General features: G+C 68.4%; 12 protein-coding genes. 5 read left to right on the forward strand and 7 right to left on the reverse strand.

Going from position 1 to position 16,293, the window contains the following annotated elements; translation table 11 throughout:
* Positions 1–21 precede the first annotated feature (21 nt).
* Entirely contained in the window at positions 22–984 is a 963-nt protein-coding gene (locus CMO28_RS23730; RefSeq protein WP_062765320.1) for a cation diffusion facilitator family transporter, read from the reverse strand.
* 11 nt (positions 985–995) lie between these two features.
* A complete protein-coding gene (locus tag CMO28_RS23735; protein ID WP_296717987.1) occupies positions 996–3,431 on the reverse strand; it encodes a membrane-bound PQQ-dependent dehydrogenase, glucose/quinate/shikimate family in 2,436 nt (811 codons plus the stop codon).
* A gap of 213 nt (positions 3,432–3,644) precedes the next feature.
* Here CMO28_RS23735 and nadA point away from each other — a divergent pair, with 213 nt between their 5' ends.
* The 5 genes from nadA (at position 3,645) to CMO28_RS23760 (ending at position 9,393) form a co-directional block, all read left to right on the forward strand.
* Positions 3,645–4,619: a quinolinate synthase NadA gene (gene nadA / locus CMO28_RS23740; protein WP_296717991.1), complete on the forward strand. Its 975-nt coding sequence runs from the start codon at positions 3,645–3,647 to the stop codon at positions 4,617–4,619.
* Between the two features lie 5 nt (positions 4,620–4,624).
* A complete protein-coding gene (locus CMO28_RS23745) occupies positions 4,625–6,142 on the forward strand; it encodes an L-aspartate oxidase (RefSeq protein WP_296717993.1) in 1,518 nt (505 codons plus the stop codon).
* Complete coding sequence (nadC, locus tag CMO28_RS23750; RefSeq protein WP_296717996.1) at positions 6,129–6,986, forward strand: carboxylating nicotinate-nucleotide diphosphorylase; 858 nt, start codon at positions 6,129–6,131, stop codon at positions 6,984–6,986. Before CMO28_RS23745 ends, nadC begins: the two co-directional genes overlap by 14 nt.
* A 107-nt stretch (positions 6,987–7,093) precedes the next feature.
* Positions 7,094–8,194, forward strand: coding sequence for an HD domain-containing phosphohydrolase (locus CMO28_RS23755; protein ID WP_296717997.1), 1,101 nt, complete (start codon positions 7,094–7,096; stop codon positions 8,192–8,194).
* A 152-nt stretch (positions 8,195–8,346) separates the two neighbouring features.
* On the forward strand, positions 8,347–9,393 hold the full coding sequence (locus CMO28_RS23760; RefSeq protein WP_296718000.1) for an SMP-30/gluconolactonase/LRE family protein: 1,047 nt from the start codon (positions 8,347–8,349) through the stop codon (positions 9,391–9,393).
* A gap of 10 nt (positions 9,394–9,403) precedes the next feature.
* Here the strand turns inward: CMO28_RS23760 and CMO28_RS23765 are convergent, their stop codons facing one another.
* The 5 genes from CMO28_RS23765 to CMO28_RS23785 all read right to left on the reverse strand — a co-directional run bounded on the left by CMO28_RS23765 (position 9,404) and on the right by CMO28_RS23785 (position 16,086).
* Positions 9,404–10,168, reverse strand: a complete 765-nt coding sequence (locus CMO28_RS23765) for a sulfite exporter TauE/SafE family protein (RefSeq protein WP_296718003.1) — start codon at positions 10,166–10,168, stop codon at positions 9,404–9,406.
* Between the two features lie 97 nt (positions 10,169–10,265).
* A complete protein-coding gene (locus CMO28_RS23770; RefSeq protein WP_296718006.1) occupies positions 10,266–12,935 on the reverse strand; it encodes a valine--tRNA ligase in 2,670 nt (889 codons plus the stop codon).
* 169 nt (positions 12,936–13,104) lie between these two features.
* Entirely contained in the window at positions 13,105–13,806 is a 702-nt protein-coding gene (locus CMO28_RS23775; protein WP_296718009.1) for a DUF2497 domain-containing protein, read from the reverse strand.
* Between the two features lie 179 nt (positions 13,807–13,985).
* Entirely contained in the window at positions 13,986–15,332 is a 1,347-nt protein-coding gene (locus CMO28_RS23780) for a TolC family outer membrane protein (protein WP_296718012.1), read from the reverse strand.
* 97 nt (positions 15,333–15,429) lie between these two features.
* Complete coding sequence (locus CMO28_RS23785) at positions 15,430–16,086, reverse strand: protein-L-isoaspartate O-methyltransferase family protein (RefSeq protein ID WP_062765350.1); 657 nt, start codon at positions 16,084–16,086, stop codon at positions 15,430–15,432.
* Positions 16,087–16,293: the final 207 nt, after the last annotated feature.

Here is a 16,293-nt window from a genome sequence, read left to right on the forward strand (position 1 = left end):
ATATGTTCGGAAGGCCGCCGGTCAAGGCCCCGCCTCTGCCTCTCCGCTGCGCCGCACCACCTGCTGCCGCCAGGCCTCGGGCGTCTGCGGCTTCACATAGAGGGCCACAACCTGAGGATGGTCTGCGGTGAGCGCCGCTTCCAGACGTTCGATACAGGCCTCGATGGCGGTGGTGGTGGTCGTGTCTTCGAATTCTGCGCTCAGCGCCACCACCACCTGTTCCGGCGCCAGATGGACGGTGACCACGCCGTTCACCGCCCGGACCACCGGATCGGCATGGGCGCGCGCGATGATCGCGGTCTGCAGCGCCGGCGCCGCCCGTTCGCCGATCAGCAGCCCCATGCTTTCGCGCGCCAGGAAGACGGCGGTCGCCGCCAGAACCAGACCGATGCCGATGGAAGCGGCCCCGTCCAGCTCGGGCATGTCGAGCAGATCGGCGGCGAGAATGCCGGCGGCCGCAATGACGATGCCGAGCAGGGCCGCTGTATCCTCCAGCAGCACGGTGAACACCGTCGGATCCTTGCTGCGCCGGATGGCGGTCAGCCAACCGAGATCGCCCTTCCGCGCCCGGAACTCCAGCAGCGCGACCCGCCAGGACCAGCCTTCGAACAGGAAGGCCAGCCCCAGCACCACATAGCTGACGGTCAGGTTCTCGGCCGGCTCCGGCGCCAGCACATGGCGGATGCCTTCGTAAAGCGACACCCCCGCCCCCAGGGCGAAGACCAGCAGGGCGACCACGAAGCTCCAGAAATAGAGTTCGCGGCCATAGCCCAGCGGGTGGATCTCGTCCGGCGGCCGGGATGAACGGCTAAGGCCGAGGAGGAGGAGCAGTTCATTGCAGGTATCGACCAGCGAATGCACCCCCTCGCTCAGCATGGCCGAGCTGCCGGTGTAAAAGGCGGCGGCGAATTTCGTCACCGCGATCGCCAGATTGCCGGCGAGTGCCGCATAGATCGTTCGTTTCGTGCCGGCGCTCGCCGTCATTGGCAATCCTCTCAGCCCTGGGGCAGCGCATAGGCGATCAGTTCATCGCCGATCGGCGTTTCCATGAAGTGATGCCCGCCGGCCATGATCACCAGATACTGACGGCCATCGATCTCGTAGGTCATCGGCGTCGCCTGGCCGCCGGCCGGTAGCACGTCGGACCAGACCGTCTCGCCGGTCTCGATGTCGATGGCCCGGATCAGGTTGTCTGTGGCGGCGGCGATGAAGACCAGGCCGCCCGCGGTCACCACCGCGCCGCCGTTATTGGGCGTGCCGATATCGACCGGCAACATCGAGGGGATGCCGAAGGGGCCGTTGGTGCGGGCCTCGCCGAAGGGCCGGTCCCACAGGGTCTCGCCGGTTTCCATGTCGATCGCCCGGATGCCGCCATAGGGCGGCTCCTTGCAGAGCAGCAGGGTGACCGGCAGACGCCAGCCGGCATTGACGTTGATGGCATAGGGCGTGCCTGCCTGCGGGTCGCCGGCCCCTTCCTGGCCGCCGAATTCCCCGCGTTCCTCGCTCCGCGGCGCCCAGCCCAGCCGCTCGGCTTCCTCGCGCGGGACCAGCCGGTTGTGGTTCGGCATGTCGTTGTAATTGGCGATGATCACGCCGCGGCTGGGATCGACGGCGATGCCGCCCCAGTCGGATCCGCCGTTATAGCCGGGATATTCCACCCAATGGGTGTCGGTGGTCGGGGGCGTGTAAAAGCCCTTATAGCTCGCCTGACGGTACTGGATGCGGCAGATCATCTGATCGATCGGCGACATCCCCCACATCTTCGCCTCGGTCAGATCCTCGCGGCGCAGCGTGTGGTAGAGCGAGAAGGGCTGGGTGGCCGACCGCTCGTCGGGCTCGACACCACCCTGCGGCACCGGCCGTTCCTCGACACCGGTGATCGGCCGACCGGTGCGACGGTCCAGCACATACATGTCGCCCTGCTTGCTGGGCAGGATCAGCGCCGGCACCGGCCCCGCGCCCGTCGGGAAATCGACCAGCGTCGCCTGGGAGCCCAGATCGTAATCCCAGACATCCTTGTGCACGGTCTGGAACGACCAGACGGGCCGGCCCGTGTTCACGTCGATCGCGACCAGCGAGGTGGAATAGCGGTTCTCCGCCTCCGACCGGTCGCTGCTCCAGTAGTCGACCGCCGAATTGCCCATCGGCAGATAGACCAGGCCCAGCTCTTCGTCGCCGGAGGCCGTGGTCCACATATTGGGGGTGCCGCGGGTATAGGTTTCGCCCTCGGGCGGCAGACCGGTGATGTCGGGGCGGACCATGTCCCACGCCCAGCGCAGCTCGCCGGTGACGGCATCATAGGCCTGGATCACGCCCGAGGGGGCATCCCGCTTCTGACCATCCAGCACCTGATGGCCGGTCACGATCACCCCCTGCACGATCACCGGCGGCGAGGTGATCGACACCATGCCCGGCACCACCGGGCCCATGCCCTGCTTGATGTCGACGGCACCGTTCTCGCCAAAGCCGACGCAGGGTGCGCCGGTGCGGGCATCCACCGCCAGAATGCGACCATCGAGCGTGCCCTCGATGATCCGGGTCGCGCAGATCTCCGCGGCCGGCGCATCGGGCCCCACGTCACGGTCAGGGACCTCGTAGTAGCTGACGCCGCGGCAGGCCGCCGTATAGGGGATGAAGCGATCCTCGACGCCCGGGTCGTGGCGCCAGCGCTCCTCGCCGCTTTCGGCGTCGAGCGCAATCAGGATGTTCTTGGCGGAACAGAGATAGAGCGTGTCGCCGATCTTGAGCGGAGTGGTCTCGGCACCATAGGACCCCTCGGCCGCCTCGCTCGGCAGATCGCGGGTGTGGTAGACCCAGGCCCGTTCCAGCCCGTCGACATTGGCAGGTGTGATCTGGTCCAGCGGCGACCAGCGGCGGGCGGCATAGGTGCCGCCATAGGCCGGCCAGTCGGCCCCGGTATCCCGCAGAGAGGGATCGGTCATTTCCATCCGGCCCGGGGGCGGCAGATTGGCCAGCTGACGTTCCGGCGCATTCTGGACCACGACGACACCGACCAGAACCGCCGCGACGATCAGCACCACCACACCGGCCACCGCCCCGCTTGCATGCAGACGGACCGGACGCAGCATCGGCGTCAGGGCGACAGCGATCAGCAGCAGCACCAGCGGCCCGACCAGCCGCGGCACCAGCGCCCATCCGTCCATCCCGACTTCCCAGAAGGCCCAGAGCAGCGTGGCGATGAAGACTGCCGCATAGACCCAGAAGCCGGACCAGCGTCGCATGGCCATAAGCCCGCCGGAAATGATCAGCCCAAGCCCCGCCGGCAGGTAATAGGCCGAGCCGCCGAGCGCCAGCAGCCAGCCGCCGCCGATGGCGAGCACCAGGCCGATCAGCACCAGGACGGCGGCCAGGATCCACAGCGCCCAGGGACGACGCCTCCGTTCGGGGACGGGAACGGTTTCGTCGGACATGTCTCTGCTCTCCCGTGATGCTTGCTGCGCGCACCATGCGTACGCATTTCCGCAACGCCGGGATGGCGCCGGACGTTCCCGAAAAGCTTGACTGTCTTATGCTCATTCTGACTATATTTGACCGCCCGGCCATGCCGGGATTTTTCACCCCCTGGAAATGCTCAACTTGAGCATTAATGCCTTCCCCGGGGGATGCTTCGGGAGATCGAGCCGATGACCGCCTTTCAGCCCGCCGTGCCGATGCCGGCCCCGCTTCGCCATCTGATGCCCGAGATCGAATGGGCCGTGCATGCCGAAGAGGTGGCGCAGATCCGCAGGCTCAAACGCGAGCGTGATGCCGTAATCCTGGCCCACAACTATCAGACGCCCGAGATCTTTCACGGCGTCGCCGATATCGTCGGCGACAGCCTGGCCCTGGCGCGTGAGGCGGTGGCGACCGATGCCGCGGTGATCGTGCTGGCCGGGGTGCATTTCATGGCCGAGACCGCCAAGATCCTCAACCCGGATCGCCGGGTGCTGATCCCCGACGACATGGCCGGCTGTTCGCTGGCCGAGTCGATCACCGCCGCCGATGTGGCGGCACTCAGGGTCCGGCACCCGGGCGTGCCGGTGGTGACCTATGTGAACACCTCCGCCGAGGTGAAGGCGGCCTCCGATATCTGCTGCACCTCGGGCAATGCGCTGAAAGTGGTCGAAAGCCTGGGCGTGCCCGAGGTGATCATGATCCCCGACGGCTATCTGGCGCGAAACATCGCGGCGCGGACCCGGGTCAGGATCATCACCTGGGACGGCGCCTGCGAGGTTCATGAGCGCTTCACCCCTGAGGACATCCGCCGGATGCGCGCAGAACATGCCGGCGTCACCGTGGTCGCCCATCCCGAATGCCCGCCCGAGGTGGTCGCTGAAGCGGATTTCGCCGGCTCGACCGCCGAGATGATCGACTTCGTTGACCGCCGGCGCCCGCCGCGCGTCGCCCTGATCACCGAATGCTCGATGAGCGACAACGTCGCCGCCGGCTTCCCCGACATCTCGTTCGTGAAGCCCTGCAACATGTGCCCGCATATGAAGCGCATCACCCTTCCCGGCATCCGGCGCGCGCTGGAAACCATGAGCCACGAGGTCACGGTGCCCGACGATATCGCCCGGGATGCGCGCCGGGCGGTGGAACGCATGCTCAGCATCCGGTGACGGCCATGTTCACACCTCTCGACCCCCCGACCGAAACACTGACGACCGGCGTGGTCGTGGTCGGCGCCGGTGCCGCCGGTCTCGCCACGGCGCTCAATCTCGCCCCCTGCCAGGTGGTGGTTCTGGCGCATGGGCCTGCAGCCACCGGCTGGGCCCAGGGCGGCATAGCCGCCGCCACCGGACCGGACGACAGCCCCACCCTTCATGCCGCCGATACCGCGGCCGCGGGCGCAGGTCTGGTCGATCCCCTGGTCGCGGCCCTGGTGACGGCGGCCGGACCCGGCTGCATCGACTGGCTGCAAAGCGCGGGTGTGACCTTCGACCCCGGTACCGATGGCCGTCCGGCCCGCGGTCTGGAAGCCGCCCACGGCCGGGCGCGGATCCTTCATGCCGGGGGCGATGCGACCGGCCGGGCGATCCTTGCCGCGCTCACCGCCCGTGCGGCCGCAGCACCTCACATCCGCCGGCTCGACAATGCCGAAGCCACGGCCCTGCTGACCGATGCCCGGGGCCGGATCGCCGGCATCATCGCCAATCTGGCCGGCCGCCGGCTGATGATCCGTACCCCGGCCGTCGTGCTCGCCACCGGCGGCATCGGCGGGCTCTACGCCCAAAGCACCAATCCGCCCGGCGCCACTGGCCGCGGCCTCGCCCTCGCCGCCCGGATCGGCGCCGGGCTTCGCGACCTCGAATTCGTGCAGTTCCACCCGACCGCCATGGATCTCGGCGGCGATCCCATGCCGCTCGCCTCGGAAGCGATCCGCGGCGCCGGGGCGGCGCTGATCGACGGCGCCGGACGACCGGTCATGGCCGGCATCCCCGGTGGCGACCTCGCCCCTCGCGATGTCGTCGCCCGGCAGGTCGCCGCCACCATCGACGCGGGCGATCGGGTGTTCCTGGATGCCCGCGCCGCGATCGGCCCCGGCTTTGCCGCGCGTTTCCCGACCGCCGCCGCGGCCTGCAGGAAGGCGGGGATCGATCCCGCATCGCAGCCGATCCCGGTTGCGCCGGCTGCGCATTACCATATGGGTGGCATTGCCGTGGATCTCGCCGGCCGCACGACTATCCCTGGTCTTTGGGCTGCGGGCGAAGTGGCCGCGACGGGGCTGCATGGCGCCAATCGTCTGGCGTCGAACTCGCTGCTCGAAGCCCTGGTCTGCGGAGGCTGGGTGGCTCGCGACATTCTTTCCACCTCCCCCGATGCCCGCGCTCCGGTCATCCGGCCGGCCCTCCGCAACGGCCGGGCCGGAACCGGCGAGGACGCGGTCGCGATCAGGCGCCTGCGTACTGCAATGTCCCGTCAGGCCGGCGTGCTGCGCGATGCCGCAGGGCTCGACCACCTGATCGGTCTTGCAGCCGCCATCGAGGCCGACCCGCAGCTGCCGGCGGCGATTGCCGACCGCGCCCTGGTCTGCCGTCTGATCGCGGAAGCCGCCCGTGACCGCCCCGACAGCATCGGCGCCCATCAGCGCACTGACACCACCCCCCTCGCCCTCCGGGAGCGCCGCCATGTCCCTGCCTGACATCTCTCCTCTTCCCGACATCCTGGTGGAGCCGATCCTGCGCGCGGCTCTGATCGAGGATCTGGGCCGTGCCGGCGACATCACCTCGGCCGCCGTGATCCCCGCCGAGGCCCGCATGGCGGCGGTGATGGCCGCACGTCAGCCGGGGGTGATGGCGGGCGGCACCGTCGCGGCCCTCGCCTTCCGTCTGCTCGATCCCGGGGTGGAAACGCGGATCATCATCCCCGACGGCGCCGCAGTGGCCCCCGGCGACGTGGTGATGACGATCGAGGGGCCTGCCCGCTCGGTGCTGGGGGCGGAGCGGGTGGCGCTCAACCTCGCCTGCCGGCTGGCCGGCATCGCCACCGCCACCGCCGGCCTGGTTGCCGCCGCAGCCCCCAATCGGGCCCGGATCACCTGCACCCGCAAGACCACGCCCGGCCTCCGCGCGCTCGAGAAATACGCCGTGCGGGCCGGCGGCGGTGCCAATCATCGCTTCGGCCTGGATGACGCGGGGCTGATCAAGGACAACCACATCGCGGTCGCAGGCGGTGCCGGCATCGCCATCCGTCGCGCCCGCGCCCATGTCGGCCATCTGGTGAAGATCGAGGTCGAAATCGACCGCCTGGATCAGCTGGACGAGGTCCTGGAAGCGGGCGCCGATGCGGTCCTGCTCGACAACATGACGCCGGCAGGACTTGCCGAGGCCGTGGCCCGCATCGGCGGGCGTGCGATCACCGAAGCCTCGGGCCGGATCACCCGCGAGACGGTCGGCGCCGTCGCAGCCAGCGGCGTCGACCTGATCTCGGCCGGCTGGCTCACCCATAGCGCGCCGATCCTGGATCTCGGCCTCGACATGCCATGAAGGTGCCGCACGCCTGATACGCGCATCTCATCCACCGCTTTAAACGTTCTTTCAGGAATGGAGGATGATAGTCTGGGTCGCTTCATACTCTGCGGGACGGGCGACACGTGACTGAAGACGGCGAGGCCGGCGGCTCTTCCAGCCGCATCGCGACATTGCTGCTGAATGCGACGGGTAGTGACCTGGCGATGTTCCTGGATCTGATCGCCGCGCCGGCTTTCGTGGTCGATCCTGCCGGGGACGGCTTCATCTTTCGTGCGAACAATGCGGCCCATGCGCATGCCACCGGCCTGAGCTTTCGCGAAAAGGCGGGGCTGCGCATGGACGAGTTCCTGCCCGACGACGTCGCCGCCCAGGTCTGCCGCAATTACGCAGTCTGCGTGACCGAACGGGTGCCGCTGACCTACGAGGAATGCCTTGAACTGCCGGCCGGGCGACGCTGGTGGCGCACGACGCTGATCCCGCTCAGCGGCCCGGACGGCATGGTCCGGCGGGTCATCGGCACCGGCAACGACATCACCGTCATCCATCAGTTGAGCGAACGCGCCCATGCCCTGGTCGTGGAACAGGAAGCGCTGCGCCGGCGCCTGACCCGGACGTTGAAGACCGCCGTCGACGCGCTTGCCACGGCCGTGGAGACGCGGGATCCCTATACCGCCGGCCATCAGCGCCAGGTCGCGGAGCTGTCGGAAGCGATCGCCGCCGCCTTCGATCTGGACGACGAAACCCGCGAGATGATCCGGCTCGGTGCCGTGCTCCATGATGTCGGCAAGCTGGGCGTGCCCACCGAACTGCTCGTCAAGCCCGGGCGGTTGCGGCAGGAGGAATACGCCCTGATCCGCGCCCATGCCCGCATCGGCATCGAGATGATGGACGGGATCGATCTGCCTGAAATCGTCCGGACCATCGTAACCGATCACCATGAAAGGCTGGACGGCAGCGGCTATCCACGCGGGCTGAGCGACCGACAGATCGCCCTGCCGGTGCGGATCGTCATGGTGGCGGATGTCATCGACGCCATGCTGACCGACCGCCCCTATCGACGCCATCTGGACCTTGCGGCGGTGACCGAGGAACTCTCCCGCCATGGCGGCAAGGCATATGATCAGGAAGTGGCGGCCGTCGCCCTGTCTCTGATCCGCGGCGACCTGCCCGGCTTCACGCTCCCGGAAAGCTGGCACCTGCATCGGGCGCCGCGGACGCTCTGAGGTGGGCAGAGAGGCGCTTCAGTCTTGCAGATTGCGGCGGAACACTGTCCCATCATGCGCCGGCATCCGCCGGCCCGGTATCGGGTAGTGCATGGCTCATAGAAGGCCGCTCCCTGAACCGGCTGACGGCTTCAGGGAAGGAGATGCCGCTCATGTCCCGCAATCCGCTGGACGGCTTCACCGTCGATCGCGACCGGATCGGCACGATCGGCCGCGATCTGCAGCGCCCGGAATGCATCCTGGCCGAACGTGACGGCACGCTCTGGGCGGCCGATGCCCGCGGGGGCGTCACCCGCATTGCCGCCGACGGCAGTCAGCATTTCATCGCCCAGCGTGCGGACGCCCGCTTCGCCACCGCCGATCAGGCCACGGCCGGCGCGCTCGAGGCCAAATTCACCCAGGGCACCCTGCCCAACGGACTCGCCTTTGCCCGCAACGGCGACATCCTGATCTCCAATTTCGGCACCGATCTTCTGGAAGTCATGACCCGCGACGGCGAGGTCCGCACGCTTTACGACACGATCGACGGCCAGCCGATCGGCAAGGTGAATTTCGTCCTGCGCGACAGCCGCGACCGGATCTGGCTGACGGTCTCCACCCGGGTCAATCCCTGGACCGAGGCCGCCGCCCGGCGCGTGCGCGACGGCTATATCGCGGTGGTCGACCAGAACGGGCTGCGGGTGGTGGCAGAAGGGTTCGCCTTCACCAACGAGATCCGCTTCGACGCAAACGAAGACTGGCTCTACATCGTCGAGACCACCGGTCCGCACATCACCCGGATGCGGGTGGTCGAGGATCCGGCCGGGGTGGGGCTGACCGATCGCGAGATCTTCGGCCCCACCCATCTGGGCGGCTGCCCCGACGGCATCGCCTTCGATGCCTTCGGCAATCTGTGGTGCACGCTGATCATGGTCGACCGTCTGGTCGCGATCACGCCAGAGGGTGAGCTGCGGGTGTTGCTGGACGACGGCGATCCCGAGATCTCCCGCGCCTATATGGCCAAATTCGACGCGGGCACGATCACCGTCGACGACATGATGCAGGCCCAGGGGACCATTGCCCCCTGGATGGCGAGCGTCACCTTCGGGGGCCCCGACCTGCAGACCGTCTATCTGGGCAGCCTGCGCGGCACCACCATTCCCTTCTTCCGCGCGCCCGTAGCCGGGCTGCCGATGATCCACTGGAACGAGCCGCGCTGACGGCAGCCCGTCAGCCGGCCCGGAAGAAGGCGATGGTCATCGCGACACCGATGGTGATGATCACCGCCTTCAGCCAGGGCCGCGGAATGCGGCGGCCCAGCCGCGCACCGGCGATCCCACCTGCAACCGCCGCCACCGCCATCACTGCAGCCGGCTGCCAGGCGACCACGCCGGCCGCGGCATAGGCCGCCACCGCAATCGTCGTCAGCACCACCGACATCAGATTCTTGAGCGCATTGGCGGCGTTGAGATCGGCAATGCCCATGACGGTGAACAGCGCCAGCAGCAGAATACCCACCCCGCCGTTGAAATAGCCGCCATAGGCCGAGACCAGGAACAGTCCGGCCACCATCTGTGCCGGCCCCCCGGCCCCCATGCGGGTGAGTGCGCGGGCGATGCGGTCGCCGGCGGCAAACAGCAGGGTGGCTGCCGCCAGAAGCCAGGGCACCAGCCCGCGGAACACATCGTCCGGCGTCACCACCAGCAGCCCGGCCCCCAGCAGGCCGCCCGCCAGTGCGGCGATCAGCAGCGGCCAGGGCCGGCGGCCGTGAAAGGCCGGGCCCATCTCAGCGCGATAGCCCCAGCAGCTGCCGACATATCCCGGCAGCAAGGCCACCGTGCCCGTGGCATTGGCCATGACCGGCGGAACGCCGGCCTGAATCAGGGCCGGCAGGGTCAGAAAGCTGCCGCCGCCGGCCAGGGCGTTCAGCACACCGGCGACAAAGGCTGCGCCGACCAGCAGCGCCAGGCCGGACAGATCATGGACGACGAACATCGGGCGGGGGCTCCGAGACTTCAGGTCATCATATGTCTGAGGCAAAGCGAACGGCCGCATCCGGGAAGAATGCGGCCGTCCGGTTGCGTTCGGCGGATCAATCCCTGCGCATCGCCTGGACGCGCGCCAGCGCCTTCGACAGCGCCTCACGATCGGCAACCGCCTGGGCGCGCCGCTCGCGATTCTCCTCCACCACCTCTTCCGGTGCCTTGGCGACGAAGGCCGGGTTGTCGAGCCGCTTGTCGATGCCGGCGATGTCGCGGTCGAGCTTGGTGATTTCGCCTTCCAGACGCTTGATCTCGACAGCGGCGTCGATGACGTCGGCGATCGGCAGCAGCACCACCTCGCCGTTCACGATCGTCTCCACCGTGCCCGCCACTTCGCCGTCGACGAACTCGATCCGCTCGGCCCGGGCCAGACGAGCCAGCGCGTCGCCATGGGTCGCCGCACGGCTGCGGGTCGCCTCGGACGCGTCACGGAACAGCACCGGCACCTTGGCGGCCGGCGGCACGTTCAACTCCGAGCGCACGCTGCGCACGGCGGAGACCGCCTCGATCAGCCAGCCGATCTCGGCATCGGCCGCCGGATCGGCGAGCGTCGCGGGATCGAGCACCGGCCAGGCACCGGTAATCGCCTGTGCAGGCGCGCGGCTGCCGGGGCGGGTTTCCCAAAGCTGCTCGGTCATGAACGGCATCATGGGATGGAGCAGCAGCAGGATCTGGTCCAGCACCCAGGCGAGCGTCGCCCTGGTTTCGGCCAGAGCCGCGGTCTCGCCGCCCTGCAGGATCGGCTTCGCCAGTTCCAGATACCAGTCGCAGACGATATCCCAGGTGAAGCGATAGGCGGCCTGGGCCGCCTCGTTGAAGCGGAAGGCTTCCATCGCCTCGGTGACGGCCCGGGTCGCCCGGGCCGCCTCGCCCACGATCCAGCGGTTCAGCACATGGCTGACCGATGTCGGGTCGAAGCCTTCGACGCTCTCCGCCCCGTTCATCTCGGCGAAGCGTGCCGCATTCCAGAGCTTGGTCGAGAAGTTGCGATAACCCGCAACCCGCGCCTCGGCCAGCTTGACGTCGCGGCCCTGGGCCGCCAGAGCCAGCAGGGTGAAGCGCACGGCATCCGCGCCGTATTTGTCGATCAGATCGATGGGGTCGATGACGTTCCCCTTCGACTTCGACATTTTCTGGCCCTTTTCGTCGCGGACCAGGGCGTGGATGTAGACGGTGCGGAACGGCACGTCGCCCATGAAGTGCAGGCCCATCATCATCATCCGGGCGACCCAGAAGAAGATGATGTCGAAGCCGGTCACCAGCACATCGCCCGGATAGTAACGGGCAAGTTCCGCGGTCTGTTCGGGCCAGCCGAGGGTGCCGAAAGGCCAGAGCGCCGAGCTGAACCAGGTGTCGAGCACGTCGCTGTCCCGGGTGAGGTCGACGGTCTCACCGTAATGGGCCGCCGCGGCGGCCTTGGCCTCGGTTTCGGTTTCCTCGACGAACACCGTGCCGTCCGGCCCGTACCAGGCCGGCACGCGATGGCCCCACCAGATCTGGCGCGACACGCACCAGGGCTGGATGTTGCGCATCCATTCGAAATAGGTGTTTTCCCACTGCTTCGGCACGAAGACGGTCTTGCCGGTCTCCACCGCCTCGACCGCCGGGATGGCGAGCTTGGGCGCATCGACATACCACTGATCGGTCAGCCAGGGTTCGATGACCACGCCCGAACGGTCGCCATAGGGAACGGTATGGGTGACCGGCTCGATCCCCTCAAGCAGCCCCGCCGCCTCCAGATCGGCGACGATCCGCTCGCGGGCCTTGAACCGGTCGAGACCGCGATAGGCGGCCGGGATCACCGGCTCGTCGACGATGCGGGCATCGGCGTCGAGCACGTTGATCATGTCCAGACCGTGCCGGCGGCCGACCTCGAAGTCGTTGAAGTCGTGCGCCGGCGTGATCTTGACCGCACCCGACCCCTTTTCGGGGTCGGAATAGGTGTCGGCGACGATCGGGATCCGCCGGCCGGTCAGCGGCAGCAGGATTTCCTTGCCGACCAGGTCGGCATAGCGCTCGTCATCGGGATGCACCGCAACGGCGGTATCACCCAGCATGGTCTCGGGGCGCGTGGTTGCGACCACGATATGGCGGCCCGAGCCGTCGGCCAGCGGATAGCGCAGGTGCCAGTAATGGCCCTTCACTTCCTTCGGCTCGACCTCCAGATCCGAGATCGCGGTTTTCAGCTTCGGGTCCCAGTTGACCAGCCGCTTGTCGCGGTAGATCAGCCCCTGCTTGTACAGGGTGACGAACACCTTGCGCACCGCGGCGGAGAAGGCCGGATCCATGGTGAAGCGTTCCCGCGGCCAGTCGGCCGAGGCCCCCAGCCTGGTCAACTGGTCGAGGATGCGGCCGCCCGACTGTTCCTTCCAGGTCCAGATCCGGTCGATCAGCCCGTCGCGGCCGACATCATTGCGGGTGATGCCCTGCTCTGCCAGCTGGCGCTCCACGACCATCTGGGTCGCGATACCGGCATGGTCGGTGCCGGGCTGCCACAGGGTATCGCGCCCGGTCATGCGCCGATAGCGGATCAGCGCATCCTGGATGGTAAAGGTCAGCGCGTGGCCGATATGCAGGCTGCCGGTGACGTTCGGCGGCGGCATCATGATCGTGTACGGGTCCGCCCCCGAGCGCACATCCGCGCGGAAGGCTCCGCTCTTGCGCCAGCCTTCGTAAATCGGCGCCTCGGCCTCCTGAGGCCTGAAGGTCTTGTCCAGCATGCCGTTCCGTTCCGCTGTCTTCTGGGGCGGTCGGTCGGGCCCGAACAGGCTCACCGGCCGCCGATCTGTGCAGGGCCGGGCGCGGCGTCGGCCGGATGATCCGGCCTTTTGTCCCCGTCCGGCGTGATCAGGGCGTGCCCGCGGGCACGCCCGCCGGACAGCCTGCGGTTCACGAACGCAGCGAGCGTTCCGCGAGCCGCTGGATTTCCTCACGTACCAGACGTTCCACCATCGGCGGCAGGTTCTGGTCCAGCCAGTCCTTGAGCAGGGGGCGCAGGATGTCGGCGACCAGCTCTTCCAGCGTCCGGCCGCCAAAGGCCGCCTGGGGCCGCCCCTCGGTCGGCCCGCCGCCGGTCAGGGCCTGGCCGAGCGTCGCGAAGGCCGCGACCGTCGCCGCACTTGCCGCCTGCGACATCAGCCCGTCGCCATCGGCTGCCGCAGGCCGCGGTGCCGGTGCCGGCTCCGGACGGGGCGGCGGCGCGGGTTCGGGTTCCGGCTCGGGGTCCGGCTCCGGTTCCGAGGCGAAGTCGTCATCCTCGTCGTCCTGAAGCGCATCCCAGGGATCGGCCGCAGGTGCTTCGGGCCTGGCGGGCTCGTCGTCGAACAGATCGTCGTCGGCAGACGCCGCAAAGCTTGGGCCGGGGCCGAAATCGTCATCGTCGAAATCGTTGCCGCCGCGCGGATCGGGTTCGGGCTCCGGCGCCGGATCGTCGAAGGGATCGGGCTCGACCACATCGATCAGGTCGAGCACATCCTCACGATCGTCCCGCGGCGGCTGCGTACCACCGGCCGCAGCCGGTGCCGCGGCACCACCCTCTTCACCGTCCTCTTCGGCGATGATGCGCCGGATGGAGGCGAGAATTTCCTCCATCGACGGTTCCTGGTTTTGAGTCCTGTCGGTCATCGGCCCCTTGGGGCTCCTCGCGCGTGTCCGGTTGCCGCCACTCTAAGGCAGTCGGCCGATGAATGCCAGCAACGACGAACCGGCCCCGCTGCGGGCAGGGCCGGTTGGGCCGACATTCGGGGTGGGTCGGAGGGCAATCCCTCCGGTCAGTCGCCCGTCCCCCACCAGGCTTCGCGTACCTCTCGGTAATTGTCCTGGGGGTCGTAGACGGGTACATCGGCGGAAATCGCCTGGATGTCGAGCGCGCCCACCGCCGCCGCCAGTTCGAAACCGGAAACGATGACGTTGCGCTGCGCCCGAACCAGATTGACCCGGGCGATAAAGAGTTCCTGCTCGGCATTGAGCACGTCGAGCGTGGTGCGGGCGCCGACGGCAGCCTCTTCCCGCACGCCTTCCAGTGCGATCTCTGCCGCACGCACGGCGGCGTCCAGCGAGGCGATCGAGGCCTGGGCGGACCGCAGCTGCTCCCAGGCGGCGGTGGCACCCTCCACGGCCTGACGCTCGGCGGTCATCAGCTCGCCGCGCCGCTGGGCCCGGGTTTCCTTGGCCTGACGGATGCCGGCGAACTCGCCGCCGCCCTGATAGAGCGGCACGGTGACCTGGGCGACGATCCGGCTGTCTTCCGTCCGGTCGAGCGCATAAGACCTGTCGCGCTCGCGCTGATGGCTGCCGACCACCGAGATCTGAGGCATGCGGGTCGCTTCGGCCGAATTCACCTGCTGCTCGGCGACATCGACGGTGTAGCGGGCGGCCCGCACCGAGGGGTTGTCGTCACGGGCGCGGCCGATGGCGTCGGCACGGGTGACGGGCAGATCCGGAAAGGGACGCGGCGGCTCCAGCGTCTCGGGCGTGCGGCCGACGACGCGAAGATAGGTCGCCTCGGAACTCGCCAATGCGCCCTGCGCTGCGGTCAGATCGGCCCGGGCACTGGCCAGCCGGGCTTCGGCCTGGGCGACGTCGGTCCGGGTCACCTCGCCCACCTCGAACCGGTCGCGCGTCGCCTGCAGCTGACGCTCCAGCACGCGGACATTGTTCTCGTTGAGATTGACCACGGCACGGTCACGGAACACGTCGCCATAGGTCGACGCCGCCTCGCGCAGGACGTCCTGCTCGATCGCCCGCACCTGCTCGCGAGTGGCGAGCACCTGAGCCTCGGCCTGGCCCAGCTGTGCATCCACCCGTCCACCGGTCCAGACCGGCTGGGTGATCTGCAGGGTGACCGAGCGCGGATCGGTGCCGTATGTCTTGCTGTTCTGGACGGAGGTTCCGGCACGACCGGCACTCGCCTGGATCTGCGCCTGCGGCCTGCGTCCCGCCAGAGCCGTGGGGATGTTCTCGTCGACGGCGCGCAGCTGGGCACGGATCGCATCGATGCGCGGATTGCCGGCATAGGCCGAGACCAGCGCATCCTGAAGCGATTCAGCCGAAGCGACGAAGGGCGTCGCCAGCATGGTGCCGGCGGCGAGCACCGCCGCGAGTACCGATCGTTTCACCGTCCCGTCTCCCCATCCGTGGATGTCGACCGGGCCTCCCCGCCCGGCAGTCGCGCATTCCGGGTCCCGTCACCCGGACTGCACGATGGTCCCGTCGTCAGAAAACGAAGCCGACCTTCTTGCGGAAGGCGGCGATATGCGGCGTCGAGGCATCGAACAGGGTCCGGCGGGCGATCGCCCCGGCATAGTTGGTGAAGATCGTCGCGCGGCCGACGCGGCCATCGTCGTTCATCACCGCGACCAGGCGGCCGCCATCGGCCAGCTGGTCCAGCAGGGCCTTGGGCTCCACCTCCAGCGCGCCTTCGACGACGATCACGTCGTAGGGCGCCTGGGCGGCATAGCCGTCGACCACCGGGCCCGACACCACGGCGGCATTGCTGACCCCCAGCTGATCGAGCAGTTCACCCGCCTGTTCGGCAAGTTCGGGCTGATCTTCCAGCGCCACCACCGCCGAGGCGAGGCGGGCGAGAACCGCGGTCGAATAGCCGGTGGCGCAGGCGACGTCGAGCACCGCCTCGTTCGACTTCACGTCGGCGGCCTGAAGCAGCCGCGCGAACAGCATCGGCTCCATGAGAAAACGGCCATGGCCGACCGCCACATCCTCGTCGACATAGGCCACGGCCCGATGGCTCGCGGGGACGAAGCGCTCGCGCGGAACCGCGCCCATGGCTTCGATCACACGTTCGTCGGTGACCTTGTTGGTGAGGAGCTGGCTCAGCACCATGTTGCGGCGGGCATCGCTGTAGTCGTGCATGCTATGGGCTCTCGGCTGCTTCCGGTCGGTCAGACGACGACGCGGCATCGGGTGACGCATCGCCGCAACTTATACCGGGGGCCGCAGGGGATGACAATCACGCCGTCCTCCGCAGATGCAGACGAGCCGTGACGGGGGCCATCCAAGCCGATAGACTGGGCTTCGCGACGGATCGTCAGTGAGGCAGCGATTGCGGGGTTGACCGCA

It is taken from the genome of Tistrella sp. (genome assembly GCF_002684955.1).
Lineage (GTDB): Bacteria > Pseudomonadota > Alphaproteobacteria > Tistrellales > Tistrellaceae > Tistrella > Tistrella mobilis.

Bases quoted from the DNA above. Each gene is read 5' to 3' on its own strand.
- CMO28_RS23785 (WP_062765350.1), bottom strand. From the start codon at position 16,086: ATGCACGACTACAGCGATGCCCGCCGCAACATGGTGCTGAGCCAGCTC.
- CMO28_RS23770 (WP_296718006.1), bottom strand. From the start codon at position 12,935: ATGCTGGACAAGACCTTCAGGCCTCAGGAGGCCGAGGCGCCGATTTAC.
- CMO28_RS23760 (WP_296718000.1), top strand. From the start codon at position 8,347: ATGTCCCGCAATCCGCTGGACGGCTTCACCGTCGATCGCGACCGGATC.
- nadC (WP_296717996.1), top strand. From the start codon at position 6,129: ATGTCCCTGCCTGACATCTCTCCTCTTCCCGACATCCTGGTGGAGCCG.
- CMO28_RS23765 (WP_296718003.1), bottom strand. From the start codon at position 10,168: ATGTTCGTCGTCCATGATCTGTCCGGCCTGGCGCTGCTGGTCGGCGCA.
- CMO28_RS23730 (WP_062765320.1), bottom strand. From the start codon at position 984: ATGACGGCGAGCGCCGGCACGAAACGAACGATCTATGCGGCACTCGCC.
- CMO28_RS23735 (WP_296717987.1), bottom strand. From the start codon at position 3,431: ATGTCCGACGAAACCGTTCCCGTCCCCGAACGGAGGCGTCGTCCCTGG.
- CMO28_RS23745 (WP_296717993.1), top strand. From the start codon at position 4,625: ATGTTCACACCTCTCGACCCCCCGACCGAAACACTGACGACCGGCGTG.
- nadA (WP_296717991.1), top strand. From the start codon at position 3,645: ATGACCGCCTTTCAGCCCGCCGTGCCGATGCCGGCCCCGCTTCGCCAT.
- CMO28_RS23775 (WP_296718009.1), bottom strand. From the start codon at position 13,806: ATGGAGGAAATTCTCGCCTCCATCCGGCGCATCATCGCCGAAGAGGAC.